Below are 15271 nucleotides of genomic sequence, written 5' to 3'. Positions count from 1 at the left end.
AGAAGCCTCCCGCACAACTGGTGTTCGCATGACTTTGCTCGCGCGAAAGCGAGTACAACCGAGGAACCGGATGCGGGAAAACTGCACGTCCGGGACTGCGCCGGGGGCGCCGGGTAACCGGCGTCCCTACGGCTGAGGCACACGAAGAAGCACGAGGAAAAACCGATGGCGAAGAAGTAGTTTCCTACACCACCAGAAGTCACTGACCAACAGGGCGTGGCTTGGCGCAGCACTGAGGACATGGTCGAGATCGCGAATGAGATAAGCGGTTGGCAATACAGCAACCTTTGCCAGACGAACAAGGAGTGGGCAGTGGGTCATGCCATCGGCCTGGGGTGGAGTGCGGTGCATTTTCCGTTGGCCTACCCGAGCAAGACCCTCAGCGCTGGGATTGTTTTTGTAAAGTAAGCCGGAGTTCCCCAGGCAATAAACCGAATTCGAGGATCAGTGATCAGTGATTCTCGGATTCCATTGTATTCTGCTCGTGTTACACTGGGGCTTTTGGGGAGGAGGCAAATGAGTTTGGCTAGGAGGGAGTTGATCTCAATTCGTCGCATGATGCGAGAAGGCCACTACGTGTTGACCCACCATGCCCTAGACGAAATGATTGCGGATGATTTACATGTTCAGGACATTGAGCACATCGTCTTGACTGGTTCGGTCATTCGAGTGGAAGCTGACCGGGACAGCGGTGAACGAAAATTTGTGATCCTTGGCAATTCTCGTGACGGCTTCGAGGCGGAAGTCGCAGCAAAGATCAAAGGTCTTGTGGTTATCATTACGGTGTATCTGCTATGAATGAAACAAGCTGCCCTGTCTGCGGTGAGCGCGCTGAAATAAAGCGGATCGCTAAAGCCTTTGGTCGTGGCAATGGCCTTCTGGTTATTGAAGATATTCCTATGATCGTTTGTCGCACTTGCCACGAACAATACATCGCCTCCGAAACACTACACGAAATCGAGAAACTTCGCGAACGTCAGCAGCATCAGGCACGGATGATTGACGTCGAGCGGTTTGCAGCGTGAAGTCCGCAGCAAGTAAGGATAGGGAGCAACGAGGCCAGGCTCAAGTTCTTTTTCCACGAACCAAGCTGGGAAAACGGGGACGGACAACGATTTCTTCGTCAGATTGGCAGTTCCATTTGCCCCGCCTCCCGCTCTGGAGCTCGCGGTCGCCCCGGTCGGCCGCGCCACGTCCGGCGCCCGAGGATGGCCGCGATCTCCCGCTGGAAGCGCTCGCTGCCCAAGGCAAACCCGCCGTTCGTCGCGGTACGGATCTCCGTCAGCACGTCTTGGGCGATCGCCGTGGCGACTAGAACCCGATAAGCGGCGCGGCGCGCCTCGTCGGTTTCTCCCAGGCTGGCATACAGCGGGTGCGGAGTGAACCGAAGCGCGGAACGGACAGGAGTCTATGCGGTGACCTGGCCCCGCTCAGAGCGGGGCAGGCGAGCGACTGCGAGCCGCCCATGGGTCCGAAGGTGGCCAGGATGGCGACCGGTCTTCAGACAGGGACGCCAAGCCCACCGGAAGCGGGCCAGCGTAGCCGTGGCCCGGTGAGCCCAAGGCCAGGACGAAGCGTCGAGGGACTGGTTCGGCCGCAGTGCAGAAGTGCGACCGGCGGTCGCGAGAGGTGGCGCCAGGGGCCGGGCACTTGCGTCACTGCGCGTCGTTTTTCCAGCTAATTCAGAGGGCAGGCGAAAACCTATCGCTGTAGTCGGAAATACCCATTGGAGGCGCAACGGCGTGGTCTGTATCTTCGTAACCGTAGGCACACAACGGCGTCGGTGGATCGCTCCCCCAGGTTCAGCAGACTGCCCGATGTGCTACACGATAACGGTAAACGAAACATCTAAAGCAAGGTGAACATCATGAGCGACCAAGACCTCAGTACCCGCAGCAACCGCGCCATGTGGCTCGCCATTGGCATCATGTTGGTGCCCTTGGTCCCCTACGCCCTCGGTGGCTCTGGCGTGTAAACGCCGATCACATGCCAACAAAACGTCAAGACGGTGGCGACCCCGCATTGAGCGGGGCCGTCACCTGATTGACTATGCGTCGTTAGGCCCCGTCGATCCCTGCTACTGTGCATGCGCTGTATGCCTAAGCGCAGCACTCTCCATCAGTCGGCTGGTGGTACGCTATCGGCGGTTCTGAGCAGCGCCCGCCCTAGCTGAAATTCCTTCGGTAGCGACGCGTCCGCCGTCAATCCGGTTGCGCCCGCGTACTGCGCAAGTATTCCTGCTGCTATCCCTGGGGCCTCGTGTCCATCAAGCTGCCCTGCATCCTGATCGCTGTCGCGCGGTCCTTCGGCCCCTGTCACTGCGTCCTTGCGCACCCTGACCGTGCCCGGTCTCCTGTTACCGGTCCTGGTTGCGACCCTTCGATGGTTGACAGGGGTGAAGCGGCGCGCCGCGCGCCTCTGCGACCGCGCTCCGCCTCGGTGCCCACAGGCCGCTGGGCGCCTGCGGTGGCGCTCGCCCAAACGCCGGAAAATGGTCTACACTTCGCCCTCAACAGCCTCCTTGGTCACGCCAGCCACGCCTGCGTCTCTTCCCTACCAGCCCTAGAGTTTTTTGCCGCTGAAGATGACATACCCCATCAAGCACCTCCGGCGCTGATCGCCCCACCCAGATACATCCAGGCCAGGGCGTATTGGAACATCTGGGACGCTACCTTTCCATCGTCCCGAGCGCCAGCGCCGCCATTCTCACTTCGGCCGGCGGTCAACGACGTGATGGGGCACGGCTGTTAATGAAGCCCCCGGCGCTGCGCTGTCGGTGACATATGCCCCGGCCGGTGTCTTCGCCGACGTTGAGTGTTTCCCCCACAGCCCGCCATGGTGGTCGTCGATACCCAAATCTGGGACTGCTGACGCAACTGGTGGTCCAGGGCCACGCGGAGGAATCCAAACAGGTAGACGTTTTCGCAATGATCGGCCTCCCGGTCCATTTGGGCCAACTCGGACTGGGCCCGGACGATACGCAGGCGTTGCGCGCCGTGATGGAAAAGGCAATGACCCTTCCCTATATCGTCAATGAGCCCTCACCCCTCACCTTGGATATCCTGGTGACGGCCGCCCAACATGCCCACACATTGGGCCAGGAGATCACGCAACGCGCGGGCGAGGCGCCCTATCGCACCCTCCATTCGGGATGATCGACTGGCCGCCGCCGGCACCGCTGCGTTATCCTCACCGGCGCGCGTCGGCGACCCGGGCACACGCGCCCGCGGCCCCGGCAATCGATCAGCGACGACTCCGGAGTCAAGACATGGACCCATCGAGGCCACAACTCCCTAAGACCCCAACCGGCATCTATGGGCTGGACGAGATCACCGGCGGCGGTCTGCCCACGGGGCGGCCGACCCTGATCTGCGGCGACGCGGGCTGTGGCAAGACCCTGATGAGTATGGAGTTTCTGGTGCGCGGCGCGACCCGCTTCAACGAACCTGGGGTGTTCATGGCCTTCGAGGAGACGGCGCAGGAGTTGACCCAGAACGTTGCCTCACTCGGTTTCGACCTCACTGCACTGGTCGCACAGGGGCAGTTGGCACTGGATTTCGTGTACCTTGAGCCCAGTGAGATTGAAGAGACCGGGGAGTTCGATCTGGGTGGCCTGTTCGTGCGTCTCGGCTATGCCATCGATAAGATCGGTGCCAAGCGCGTCGTGCTCGATACCATCGAGACCCTGTTCGCCGGCCTGCCCAACCCGCTGATCCTGCGCGCGGAGCTGCGCCGGCTGTTCCGCTGGCTGAAGGACAAGGGCGTGACCGCCATCATCACCGGCGAGCGCGGCGAGGGTCAACTGACCCGTCAGGGTCTGGAGGAGTACGTGTCGGACTGCGTGATCGTGCTGGACCACCGCCCGGTCAACCTGATCTCGACCCGGCGACTGCGGGTGGTGAAATACCGCGGCTCGACCCACGGGACCAACGAATACCCCTTCCTGATCGACGAGGATGGCATCTCAGTCCTGCCCATCACCTCACTCGGCCTGGACCATCACGTCTCCACGCAACGGGTCTCCACCGGCGTCCCGCGCCTCGACGCCATGCTGGCGGGGGCGGGCTTCTACCGCGGCACCAGTGTGCTGGCCTCCGGGACCGCGGGGACCGGCAAGACCAGTCTGGCCGGTCACTTTGCCGCGGCGGCCTGCGCCCGGGGCGAGCGTGTGCTCTATTTTGCCTTCGAGGAATCCCCCAACCAAATCGTCCGGAATATGGGTTCTATCGGGATCGATCTGGGGCGCTGGGTGGCGCAAGGCCTGCTCCAGTTTCAGGCCGTCCGCCCGACCTTTGCCGGCCTGGAACTGCACCTGACGACCATGCACAAGGCGATCGATCGCTTCAAACCACAGATCGTGGTCGTCGACCCCTTGAACAGCTTCATCAGCGCGGGCAATGAGACCGAGGTCAAGGCCATGCTGATCCGCCTGGTCGACTATCTGAAGATGAACGAGATCACCGGCTTCTTCACCAGTCTGACCACCGGCGGCAGTGCGCTCGATCATACCGATGCCGCCATTTCATCCCTGATCGACACCTGGCTGTTGCTCGTCGCCGTCGAGGCGGGCGGCGAGCGTAATCGCGCCCTGAGCATCCTGAAATCGCGCGGCATGGCCCACTCCAACCAGACCCGCGAGTTCCTGATCACCAATGCAGGCGTCGAGGTGCGCGATGTCTATGCCGGTCCGGGCGGGGTGTTGACCGGCTCGGCGCGGCTGGCCCAGGAGGCGCAGGAGCGGGCAGACGACTTGGTACGACGCCAAGACATTGACCGTCGGCAACGCGAGCTGGAGCGCAAACGCGCGGCCCTGGAGGCACAGATCGCCGCACTGCGGCTGGATTTCGCTGCCCAAGAGGCCGATGCGCTGGCCCTGATCGAGCGCGAACGGGCGCGCGAGGCGCAGTTGGAACAGGAGCGCAAGGATATGGCCTGGAGCCGCAAGGCCGATGCGGCGACCGCGACGCCGACTGCGATGGAGGGCGCGCAATGACCCTGCCACCCACCGAACCGGGCGCGCCGCCGGCCCCTGACACACCGGAGTTTTGGACCCTGCGGCTCTATGTGGCCGGCCAGACCCCAAAGTCCATCACCGCCTTTGCCAACCTCCAGCGCATCTGTCAGGAGCACCTGGCTGGACGCTATCGGATCGAGGTGATCGACCTGCTAGTACAACCGCAACTGGCGCAGGGCGACCAGATCCTGGCGATCCCGACGCTGGTGCGCCGGCTACCGGAGCCGGTGCGCAAGATCATCGGCGACCTGTCAAACACAGATAAAGTACTCATTGGATTAGACATACTGCCGCGCGTCTGACGCCAAGCAACCCGCCGCCCCGCGGGCCTGCCCGGTCTGGGCAACGCGGACGGCGGCCGGGCCCAGGCCGAATCTCACTTGAGGACCTTGTCACCATGCCGACCGAAAATCCCCCGACGCCGCCCCCGACGACGGCCGACCCAAGGCTCGATCAGCCGGCGCAGACCTATGTTCTGCGCCTCTATGTCACCGGCGTGACGCCGAAATCGACGCGGGCCATCGCCAACATCAAGACCATCTGCGAGGAACACCTGCAAGGACGTTACCGGCTGGAGGTCATCGACCTCTATCAGCAACCCCAACTCGCACACGGCGAGCAGATCATCGCCGCACCGACCCTCATCAAAGAACTGCCGCTGCCCTTACGGCGGATCATTGGCGATCTATCGAGCACGGAACGCGTACTGGTCGGATTGGATCTGCGCAGGCATGGGTAAGTGACGCAAACACTCGCATTGGACACCTTGGCCGCCGAGAACGCCGCCCTGCGCGCCCGCCTGGCGGAGGCCGAGGAGACCCTGCGCGCCATCCGCAATGGCGAGGTGGATGCCTTAGTCGTCTCCGGCAGCGACGGCGACCAGGTCTTTACCCTCCAGGGCGCCGACTATCCCTACCGGGTACTGGTCGAGGACATGAGCGAAGGGGCGCTCATCCTCACCGCGCAGGGGGTGATCTATTACGCCAACCGGCGTCTGGCCGAAATGCTCAAGACCCCCCTCGAACAGGTGATCGGTTCCGCCTGCGACCGCTGGATCGCACCCGCCGACGCGGCCCCGTTCCGGGCCTTGCTCAACCGCACGCGCGCACCCAGCCGCCAGCGCATGGAGCTCACCCTGAGGGCCAGCGACGGGACCGGTGTCCCCTGTTATCTCTCGGTGAGTTACCTGCTGGTCGGCGAGGTGCTGGGCTCATTTTGCCTGGTTGCCACCGATCTGACTGAGCAGAAACGGAGCGAGGCGATCCTGGCCGCAGAAAGGCTGGCACGCCTGATCCTCGACCAGACCGCCGAGGCCATTGTGGTCTGCGACAATGCCGCACGGATCATTCGCGCCAGCGCGGTGGCGTACCGGCTGTGCGGCGAGGACCCGCTCGATCAGCCGTTCGAGCGTGTCTTCCCCTTGGAACAACCCGACGGCGCGGGCGTTTCGCTCGCGGATCTACTCAGGGTCGGGGAGCAACGCCGGGTCGAGGCCAGGCTGGAGCGACGCGGCGAGGTGTTCCATCTCGTGGTCAGCGTCGGCCCCCTGGTGGGTCCGCTGGGTGAGAAGCTCGGCAGTGTCGTCACCCTGACCGACATCACCCAACGCAAGGCCGCAGAGGAGCAGATCGAGCGACTCGCCTTCTACGATCCGCTGACCCGGCTGCCCAATCGGCGGCGCTTGCTGGAGCGGCTGCATCGGGCGGTGGAGACCGGCGCCCACAGTCGGCGGCCGGGCGCGCTGATGTTCGTCGACCTGGACAATTTCAAGGTGTTGAACGATACGCTCGGACACAGCGTCGGCGACCTGCTGCTCCAGCAGGTGGCCGGGCGTCTGCTCGACTGCGTGCGCGAATCCGACACCGTGGCCCGACTGGGCGGCGATGAGTTCGTGGTGATGTTGGAGGGCTTAAGCGAACGCACCGAGGCGGCCGCGGCCAAGGCCCAGGGCATCGGGGTCAAGCTCCTGGCCGCACTGAATGAGCCCTACGAACTTGCAGGTTACCGCTGTCACAGCACCGCCAGCCTCGGCATCGCCCTGATCGCCGACCGCCACACGCCCGTCGAGGACCTGCTGAAACAGGCCGATCTAGCCATGTACCAGGCCAAGGCGGCCGGCCGCAACACGCTGCGTTTTTTCAACCCCGACATGCAGGCCGCACTGGAGGCCCGCAGTGCCTTGGAGACTCAGTTGCGCGACGGGCTGCGGGACGGCCAGTTCCTGCTTTATTACCAGGCCCAGGTGGACGGCGCGGGCGACCTCACCGGGGCCGAGGCACTGGTGCGCTGGCAGCACCCCCAGCGTGGGCTGGTCGCGCCCGGTGAGTTCATCCCGCTGGCCGAGGAGACCGGGCTGATCCTGCCGCTGGGCCGTTGGGTGCTGGAGAGCGCCTGCGCCCAACTCGCGGCCTGGGCGCACCAACCGCCGCGCGCCCACCTGACCCTGGCGGTCAATGTGAGCGCCCGTCAGTTCCGCGACCCGGGATTTGTCGATCAGGTGCGCGCGGCACTCGCCGCGTCCGGCGCCGATCCGCACCGGCTCAAGTTGGAACTCACCGAGAGTCTGCTGCTGGAGGACGTCACGGACACCATCGCCAAGATGACCGCGCTCAAATCACTCGGCCTGGGGTTTTCACTCGATGACTTCGGTACCGGGTATTCCTCACTGAGCTACCTGAAGCGCCTGCCCCTGGACCAGTTGAAGATCGACCAGTCCTTTGTCCGAGACGCGCTCGACAACCCCAACGACGCGGCGATCATCCGCGCGATTCTGGCCCTGGCGCCCAATCTGAATCTCACGGTCATCGCCGAGGGCGTAGAGACGCCGGCCCAGCGCGCGTTTCTGATCGCGAGCGGCTGCCGCGCCTTTCAGGGTTATCTGTTTGGGCGGCCGGGACCGGCGGCGGCACTGCCGCAGACCCGGCAGCAGAACGTGTGAATCAGTAGGCGCGGCCCCCCGGCCGCGACGCGACGCGCCGCCGCACGCGCGCGTCGCAAGATCGCCGCGCTCAGCCGCAAAAGTTCCGCAGATAGGCGCCGAACCGCTCCCCCAGTTCCGGGTGGGCTAGGCCGTACTCGACCGTGGCCTCCAGATAACCGAGCTTACTGCCGCAGTCGTAACGCTTGCCCTTAAAGGGATAGGCGATCACCGTCTCATATTCGAGCAGGGCGGCGATACCATCGGTCAATTGAATCTCGCCGCCGGACCCGCTGTCGGTCTTCCCGAGCAGATCGAAAATGCGTGGTGTCAATAGATAACGCCCGACCACGGCCAGGTTCGACGGTGCATCCTCCGGGGCGGGCTTCTCAACGATGGAGATGACGCGCATGCAACCGCCCGGGCCCGGCTCAACCTCGACGATTCCGTATTGCCGGGTATCCTCCCGCGGCACCTCCTGCACGGCCAGCACACTGCACTCATGACGCGCGTAGACTTCGGCCATCTGCGCCACCACCCCATTGCCCTGGTCGTCGCCAGTGATCAGGTCGTCCGCCAGCAGCACATAGAATGGGTTATCGCCCACCACCGGTTCGGCACAGAGTACCGCATGCCCCAGGCCCCGGGGGTCGGGCTGGCGCAAATAGATACAACGGGCGTGGGACGGCAGGATGTTCTGGACGATGTGCAGGAGTTCCTTCTTGCCCGCCTGCTCCAGCGCGGACTCCAACTCGTAGGCCGAGTCGAAATGGTCCTCAATGGAGCGCTTGTGGCGACCGGTGATAAAGACCAACTGGTCCACCCCGGCCGCCTCGGCCTCCTCGGCGGCATACTGGATCAGCGGCTTGTCCACCACCGGCAGCATCTCTTTGGGGCTCGCCTTGGTGGCGGGCAGAAACCGCGTGCCAAGACCGGCAACGGGGAATACGGCCTTGCGGATCGGAACATTCTTCATGGTTGATCAATCTCCAACAGTCGCGCTCATACGCATTGATTGGCGGCGGCCGGCGCCGCTGACAAAAGGCCGGGCGAGTCAGTCAGGCAAGCCGCCGCTCATGCAGCACCTCATCCCCCGGGATACGCTCTGGCTGCACCGGCTGGACCGAGCCCCAGCGCTTGCAACTCGGACACTGCCAATGCAGGGCACGCGCGCTAAAACCGCAATGATCGCACTGATAGGCCGGCTGGCGCGTGAGCAGGTGCCGCACCACTTCATGGACCACGGCGGCGCGGCAAGCGGGGTCGCCGGCGGCCGCGGGCTGCTCCAGGTCCAGCAGGCGCTCCAGCGCGGCCAGATCGACATTCCGGGCCAGGTATTGAGTCAGGGTCTGTAAGGCCGCCGCCGGGCCGCGCGCGCGGCGTAGGGCCTCGCTCAGGGCCAGCACCACGGGGCCGGACGGATGGCGCGCCGCCAGCGCCTCCAGCACCTGGATCAGGTCAGTGCGCCCCAGCTCATCCAGGGCCTGCATCAGCCCGGGAAGGACCTCCGGCACATAGCGTACACCCTGCTCCGCGACCCGCAGGAAGAGTTCCAGGGCCGCGGCCAGCTCACCGTCCGCCAGGGCCATCTGACCGGCGATGATGCTCGCACGCACGCACAACGGGTCAACCGCCTGGGCCCGCTCCAGGGCGCGGCGGGCGGCGTCCGGGTCGGCACGACGCCGGGCATCCTCAGCCAGCTCGCAGTGATAGTGCGCGATTTCGGCATCCGGCGAACGCTCGCAGAAGGGCCGCAGCCGCTCGGCGATCTCCAGGCACTGTTCCCAGTCGCGCTCTTGCTGGTAGATGTCGAGCAGACCGCGCAGCGCCCGCTCGGCTTGCAGCCCCAGTTCGGCCAATTCACGAAACAGTAGTTCCGCGCGGTCGAGCAGGCCGGCGCGCATATAGTCCTGTCCCAGCTCGAACAGTGCAAAGCCGCGCTGCTCCGCACTCAGGGTCTTGCGGGCGATGAGATTCTGATGGATACGGATGGCCCGATCGGCCTCGCCGCGGCGCCGAAACAGGCTCCCCAGGGCCAGGTGGATCTCCGCCGTCTCCCCGTCGACCTCCGCCAGTTCCAGGAAGACATCGATCGCCTTGTCCGGTTGCTCATCGAGCAGATAGTTGAGCCCGCGGAAAAAGGCCGGCCCGTTGCCCGGCACGGTTCGGGACTGGGCGCGCGGGTCGCGCCGCGCGAACCACCACCCGGAGGCAGCGGCCACCGGCAGCAGGAGGAACAGCAGGAACTGCTGCAACTCAATCACGACCGCATCCCGAGCGCGCGGACAAGCCGGGGTCTCCCGCACGCTGCGGGGCCGCCGATGCCGACTCTGGGTGGAAGCCTATTCACGGCCCCATGATACAGACATCGCCGCGCGCTCGCATGGGCCGCCGTGCGGGCGCGCTTGATCCGGCCGCCGCACCCGGTGCAGGATGTGCCCTCAGGACCGCGCCCGGCCCTACATCCACCGCCACCGTTTGAGGAGTCATCCCATGCCAGCCTGCACCGACACGGTCGTCAGACGCACCCGGCTGCTCCCGATCCTGGCCCGAATCCTGCTCCTGTCCGTGCTCCTGCCCGCCGGCGGGGCCGCGCTCGCCCTGCCCCCGGCGACCCAGCAGGTGCTGGTCGAGGCGGTCGAGGCCGCCGCCGCCCTGGATTTCTACAACGCCCGCTGCCGCAGCGACGGCTCCGGCCGCCACAGCAACGACCTTAACAAGCTACTGGTGAACAAACTGCGCCTGACCATCGTCACGGTCGAGGACGAGATGTTCCCGGAGCGCAACTACCGCGCCGTGCAGCAGCGCCTGCTGGAACAGTCCGCCGCACTGCTGGCCGATGGCTGCAAAGCGGCCAAGGAGGGGGTGCTCGCGGAGCAGCTCAAAGACCGTTATCGCAAGGGGGTGGCGGCGGTTGAGGCGCTGCCGTAGCCTTGAGCGTCGCCGGTCGAGTGCGTAGCATGGCGGCCGATGCCGGCGCGCGGCGACCGCGCCCCCGGAACCCCGCCGACTGACGACCAGGATCAAGGCCCGCCCATGAGGATCACCATCCCCCCCTTCCACCAGGCCCGGGTGCTCGTGGTCGGCGATGTCATGCTCGACCGCTACTGGAGCGGCGCCGCCACGCGGATCTCGCCCGAGGCACCGGTGCCGGTGGTGCATGTGACCGCGATCGAGGAGCGGCCGGGCGGGGCGGCCAATGTCGCCTTGAATATCCTGACCCTCGGCGGTCAGGTCGACTTGCTGGGGCTGGTGGGCCAAGATGAGGCGGGCGCGGCCCTGGAGGACCTGCTGCGGCGCACCGGGATCGGCTGCCATCTGCAACGCCACCCGCACGGACGAACCTCGACCAAACTGCGCATCCTGAGCCAGCACCAGCAGTTACTGCGCGCGGATTTCGAGGGGGGCCTCACCGACCTGAACCTGGGTTTGGACCGGGATCTCGACCGCGACGGTACGGGTTACGCACAGCTCGCCCGCGCGGCCGCGGTCATCGTCCTGTCCGACTATGGCAAGGGTACACTGGCGTCGGTTGGCACACTGATCGATCGCGCCCGCGCGCTCGGCAAGTGTGTCATCGTCGACCCCAAAGGCACGGATTTTTCACGCTATCGCGGCGCCACCCTCATGACCCCCAACCGCGCCGAGTTCGAGGCCGTGGTGGGACGCTGTGCCAGCGATGAGGAACTGGTGGAGCGCGGCGAGCACCTGCGCCGCACGACTGCCTTGCAGGGGCTGCTCATCACCCGCGGCGAGCAGGGGATGACCCTGCTCTGGGAGGGACAGCCACCGCTGCACCTGCCGACCCGCGCGCGCGAGGTCTATGACGTCACCGGTGCCGGCGACACCGTGGTGGCGACCCTGGCACTGGCCTTGGCCGCCGGTGCGCCCCCGCCGGAGGCCGTCCGGCTTGCCAACGCGGCGGCGGGGATCGTGGTCGGCAAGCTCGGCACCGCCACCACCACGGTCGCCGAACTGAGCCGAGCGCTGCATGAACCGGAGGCCGGCGGCTTCGGTCTGGTAAGCGCGGACGAATTGGCGTCCGAATTGCGGCAGGCGCGCGCCCGCGGCGAGCGCATCGTCATGACCAACGGCTGTTTCGATATCCTCCATGCCGGGCATGTCCACTACCTGGAGCAGGCACGCGGACTCGGTGACCGACTAGTCGTCGCGGTCAACTCAGACGCCTCAGTCACCGCGCTCAAGGGCCCCAGTCGGCCGGTCAACCGCCTGGAGCACCGGATGGCCGTGTTGGCTGCGCTCAAGAGCGTCGATTGGGTGGTGCCGTTCACCGAGGAGACTCCTGAGCGTCTTTACTGCCGGCTGCTGCCCGATGTCATCGTCAAGGGCGGCGACTATGCCCCACAGGACATTGCCGGCGGACCCTGTGTCACGGCCAATGGCGGGCAGGTGGTGGTCTTGGATTTCCTCGCCGGGGTCTCGACCACCGACACCATCCAGCGACTGCGGGACGGGCCGCATGAGTGATGAGCAGTCGCCGGTCATCGGCGCCCGGATTGAGGCACTGCGGCGGGCGCTGGCAACCGCCGATCCCGCGCTGGTCTGCGCCTACCTCTTCGGCAGCACCGCGCTGGAGGCCCGACCATGACCGATGCGCAACTGATGGAAAAAAAGCTCGCCTTTATCGGATGATATCGGTGATCTTCCACTCGGGGATCTTCGCGTCGGACCATTCTAGGCTCAACCGCACATGGGTCGGATTGTGGCCCAGGTCGCCGATGCGGATCAGGAAGCGGTTGTACGACTCAAAGAAGGCAAAGTCGATGCCGCTGAGGAGGTAGGGCGGGTTCTGGTGGGTCGCCTCGGCGACCGACTGGCGCAGGGTATCGCGCACCCAAGGCACCGTAATCGCCTGCTCCAGCGCCGAGTCGCCCAGCCGCTCCAGGTTTTGCCGAATCCAACCCATGGTGCTCTTGGGGTCGATGGGCGGCAGCAACTGATCGGCGCCGGCCGCGACCCGGGTCTTGAAGTTGTGACGAATCGCCGGGAGATCGACCAACTTGGCGAGCTCGGTGGTATCTTCCTGACTTAAGGCACTGTCCAGCCTGAAAATGGCGTAGTAGGGCCAGACACCGAAGGCGATCAGGACAAACAGGAGCAGGTAGACGAGATAGCGCATGGCGGGGACCACTCAGGGGTAATGACAGGTGGAGCATTCTAGCGCCCCAAGGCGACGACGGCGCCACCAACACCGCCGGCCCTCATCGGCACCCGACCAGCGGCGCCCCACCGCCCCTTGCCGGACCTATAATCATCCACTCATCCCCACCGCCTGCCCTATACTCACCCCACCATCCCCATCCGCACGAGGTCGTCGTGGACACCCTGACCCAGACCCTTGCCTTGACCCTCGGCGCCAGTTGGGCGAGCGGCATCAATCTCTACGCCACCATGCTGGTACTCGGCCTGGCCGGGGCCACCGGCACGGTGGACCTGCCGCCCGGCCTGGACATCCTGTCCGATCCGCGGGTCCTGGCGGCGGCCGGCCTGATGTTCATCGTCGAGTTCTTCGCCGACAAGGTCCCCGGGGTGGACAGCGCCTGGGATGGCCTGCACACCTTCATCCGCATCCCGGCCGGGGCACTGATGGCGATGGGTGCGGCGGGCGACGTCGGACCCGTCGGGGATACGCTCATCGCCCTGCTGGGCGGCGGGGTGGCCGCGGCCAGCCACGCCACCAAGGCCGGCACCCGGATTATGCTCAACACCTCCCCCGAACCCTTCACTAACTGGATTGCCTCGGTGACCGAGGACGTCGGCGTGGTCGGCGGGCTGCTGCTGGCGCTAACCAATCCCGGAATCTTCCTGATCTGCCTCGCACTCTTTTTCCTGCTCCTGATCTGGCTGCTGCCGATGCTGTGGCATGGTATCAAGCGGGTCGGCCAGGGGCTGCGTCGGCGCTTCGGCGGGGGCGGCACGGCGGCGACTGAGCCGCCGGCACTGGACGCACCCCCGGCGGCCGACCCCGGCGACGGCGCGCCGCCGCGGCTTGACGCCCAGCCCCCCAGGGTCTGACCTCCATGTCCGCCCTGCCCCACCGCCCAGCAGCGGACCCCGCAACCGGCCTTCAGGTCTATTTGGTCGGGGGGGCCGTGCGTGATCGGCTGCTCGGCCGGGTGCCGGCCGAATGGGACTATGTGGTGGTCGGCGCCACCGCCGACGACCTGCTGCGCCGCGGCTTCAAGCAGGTCGGTCGCGACTTCCCGGTCTTCCTGCACCCCCAGACCAAGGCCGAATATGCCCTGGCCCGAACCGAGCGCAAGACCGCCCCCGGCTATCGCGGCTTTGTCGTCCACGCCGACCCCGCGGTGACCCTGGAGGAGGACCTGCGCCGGCGCGACCTCACCATCAACGCCCTCGCCGAGGCCCCGGACGGCACCCTCACCGACCCCTTCGGCGGCCAGGCAGACCTGGAGGCGCGCGTCCTGCGCCATTGCTCGCCCGCCTTCAGCGAGGACCCGGTACGCATCCTACGGGTGGCGCGCTTCGCCGCCCGTTATGCCAACCTGGGCTTCCGGGTCGCCCCGCAGACGCAGGAGCTCATGCGCGGGATGGTCGCCGCCGGGGAGGTGGATGCGCTGGTCCCCGAGCGGGTCTGGCAGGAACTGGCCAAGGCCCTGGGGGAGGAGCGGCCCGCCCGCTTTTTTGAGGTCTTACGCGACTGCGGCGCCCTGGCCCGCCTGCTGCCTGAATTGGACCGCCTGTGGGGCGTGCCGCAGACCGAAAAATGGCATCCCGAGATCGACACCGGCATCCACGCCATGATGGTGGTGGACATGGCCGCGCGCCTCTCCCCGGATCTTACGGTCCGCTTCGCCGCACTCTGTCACGACCTTGGCAAGGGCACCACCCCGGGGAGCGTCCTGCCCCGCCACCACGGGCACGAGGAGCGCAGCGTCGAGCTGCTGGAAGGGATCTGCGATCGTTTCCGCGTCCCCAACCGTCACCGCGAACTGGCCCGCATCACCGCGCGCGACCACGGCCTGGTCCACACCGTCGACCAATTGCGTCACGCCACCATCCTGGATCTCCTGGAGCGCACCGACGCCTTCCGCCGCCCCGCGCGCTTCGCGCAGATGCTCCTCGCCTGCGAGGCCGACTACCGCGGCCGCGGCGGCTGTGCCGAGCGGCACTATCCGCAAGCCGCCACCCTGCGCCGACTGCGGGACGCGGCCGCCGCGGTGGAGGTGCAGGCCATCGCCACGGCCACGGCCGATCCACAGCGCATCCCGCTACAGATCCGCCGGGCACGGATTGCGGCCATCCGGCACGCGCGCGCCGGACAGGACCAAGCCACGGCAGTCGATTGACTTTGCCCC

Annotated in this window: 15 protein-coding genes; 12 read left to right on the top strand and 3 right to left on the bottom strand. The window is 66.0% G+C overall.

Features of this window, described 5'->3' with window-relative positions:
- The first annotated feature begins 516 nt into the window (after window positions 1-516).
- The 7 genes from QZX93_RS26070 (at window position 517) to QZX93_RS26040 (ending at window position 7952) form a co-directional block, all read left to right on the top strand.
- Window positions 517-798 (top strand): DUF4258 domain-containing protein, encoded by a 282-nt coding sequence (locus tag QZX93_RS26070; protein ID WP_295389034.1) that lies wholly within the window; start codon window positions 517-519, stop codon window positions 796-798.
- Window positions 795-1025 (top strand): YgiT-type zinc finger protein, encoded by a 231-nt coding sequence (locus tag QZX93_RS26065; protein WP_295389033.1) that lies wholly within the window; start codon window positions 795-797, stop codon window positions 1023-1025. The genes QZX93_RS26070 and QZX93_RS26065 overlap by 4 nt, the downstream gene beginning before the upstream one ends.
- A 1902-nt stretch (window positions 1026-2927) precedes the next feature.
- Window positions 2928-3155, top strand: a complete 228-nt coding sequence (locus QZX93_RS26060; RefSeq protein ID WP_295389032.1) for a hypothetical protein — start codon at window positions 2928-2930, stop codon at window positions 3153-3155.
- 113 nt (window positions 3156-3268) lie between these two features.
- Window positions 3269-4993 carry a circadian clock protein KaiC gene (gene kaiC, locus QZX93_RS26055; protein ID WP_295389031.1) on the top strand — a complete coding sequence of 575 codons (1725 nt, stop codon included), beginning with the start codon at window positions 3269-3271 and terminating at the stop codon, window positions 4991-4993.
- On the top strand, window positions 4990-5316 hold the full coding sequence (locus tag QZX93_RS26050; protein ID WP_295389030.1) for a circadian clock KaiB family protein: 327 nt from the start codon (window positions 4990-4992) through the stop codon (window positions 5314-5316). Before kaiC ends, QZX93_RS26050 begins: the two co-directional genes overlap by 4 nt.
- 95 nt (window positions 5317-5411) lie before the next feature.
- Window positions 5412-5753: a circadian clock protein KaiB gene (gene kaiB / locus QZX93_RS26045; RefSeq protein WP_295389029.1), complete on the top strand. Its 342-nt coding sequence runs from the start codon at window positions 5412-5414 to the stop codon at window positions 5751-5753.
- Entirely contained in the window at window positions 5754-7952 is a 2199-nt protein-coding gene (locus QZX93_RS26040; protein ID WP_295389028.1) for a bifunctional diguanylate cyclase/phosphodiesterase, read from the top strand.
- A 70-nt stretch (window positions 7953-8022) separates the two neighbouring features.
- Here the strand turns inward: QZX93_RS26040 and galU are convergent, their stop codons facing one another.
- Window positions 8023-8907 carry a UTP--glucose-1-phosphate uridylyltransferase GalU gene (gene galU, locus QZX93_RS26035; protein WP_295389027.1) on the bottom strand — a complete coding sequence of 295 codons (885 nt, stop codon included), beginning with the start codon at window positions 8905-8907 and terminating at the stop codon, window positions 8023-8025.
- Between the two features lie 82 nt (window positions 8908-8989).
- The gene (lapB, locus tag QZX93_RS26030; protein ID WP_295389026.1) at window positions 8990-10195 is read right to left on the bottom strand and encodes a lipopolysaccharide assembly protein LapB; all 1206 of its coding nucleotides are present in this window, start codon (window positions 10193-10195) and stop codon (window positions 8990-8992) included.
- Window positions 10196-10424: 229 nt separating this feature from the next.
- Here lapB and QZX93_RS26025 point away from each other — a divergent pair, with 229 nt between their 5' ends.
- The 3 genes from QZX93_RS26025 (at window position 10425) to QZX93_RS26015 (ending at window position 12540) form a co-directional block, all read left to right on the top strand.
- The gene (locus QZX93_RS26025; protein WP_295389025.1) at window positions 10425-10862 is read left to right on the top strand and encodes a hypothetical protein; all 438 of its coding nucleotides are present in this window, start codon (window positions 10425-10427) and stop codon (window positions 10860-10862) included.
- Between the two features lie 105 nt (window positions 10863-10967).
- Window positions 10968-12419 (top strand): bifunctional D-glycero-beta-D-manno-heptose-7-phosphate kinase/D-glycero-beta-D-manno-heptose 1-phosphate adenylyltransferase HldE, encoded by a 1452-nt coding sequence (hldE, locus tag QZX93_RS26020; protein WP_295389024.1) that lies wholly within the window; start codon window positions 10968-10970, stop codon window positions 12417-12419.
- A complete protein-coding gene (locus QZX93_RS26015; RefSeq protein WP_295389023.1) occupies window positions 12412-12540 on the top strand; it encodes a hypothetical protein in 129 nt (42 codons plus the stop codon). Before hldE ends, QZX93_RS26015 begins: the two co-directional genes overlap by 8 nt.
- 33 nt (window positions 12541-12573) lie before the next feature.
- On the opposite strand, the gene QZX93_RS26010 is transcribed toward QZX93_RS26015, so the two are convergent.
- The gene (locus tag QZX93_RS26010; protein ID WP_295389022.1) at window positions 12574-13071 is read right to left on the bottom strand and encodes a DUF2939 domain-containing protein; all 498 of its coding nucleotides are present in this window, start codon (window positions 13069-13071) and stop codon (window positions 12574-12576) included.
- 197 nt (window positions 13072-13268) lie between these two features.
- Between QZX93_RS26010 and QZX93_RS26005 the strand changes: the two genes are divergently transcribed.
- Complete coding sequence (locus tag QZX93_RS26005) at window positions 13269-13967, top strand: DUF4126 domain-containing protein (RefSeq protein WP_295389021.1); 699 nt, start codon at window positions 13269-13271, stop codon at window positions 13965-13967.
- A gap of 5 nt (window positions 13968-13972) precedes the next feature.
- The gene (locus tag QZX93_RS26000; protein ID WP_295389020.1) at window positions 13973-15262 is read left to right on the top strand and encodes a multifunctional CCA addition/repair protein; all 1290 of its coding nucleotides are present in this window, start codon (window positions 13973-13975) and stop codon (window positions 15260-15262) included.
- Window positions 15263-15271 lie beyond the last annotated feature (9 nt).

The organism is uncultured Thiodictyon sp., from assembly GCF_903946935.1.
Taxonomy (GTDB): domain Bacteria; phylum Pseudomonadota; class Gammaproteobacteria; order Chromatiales; family Chromatiaceae; genus Thiodictyon.
Note: the sequence above shows the minus strand (reverse complement) of the source record. Positions and strands in the feature narration are given on the sequence as shown.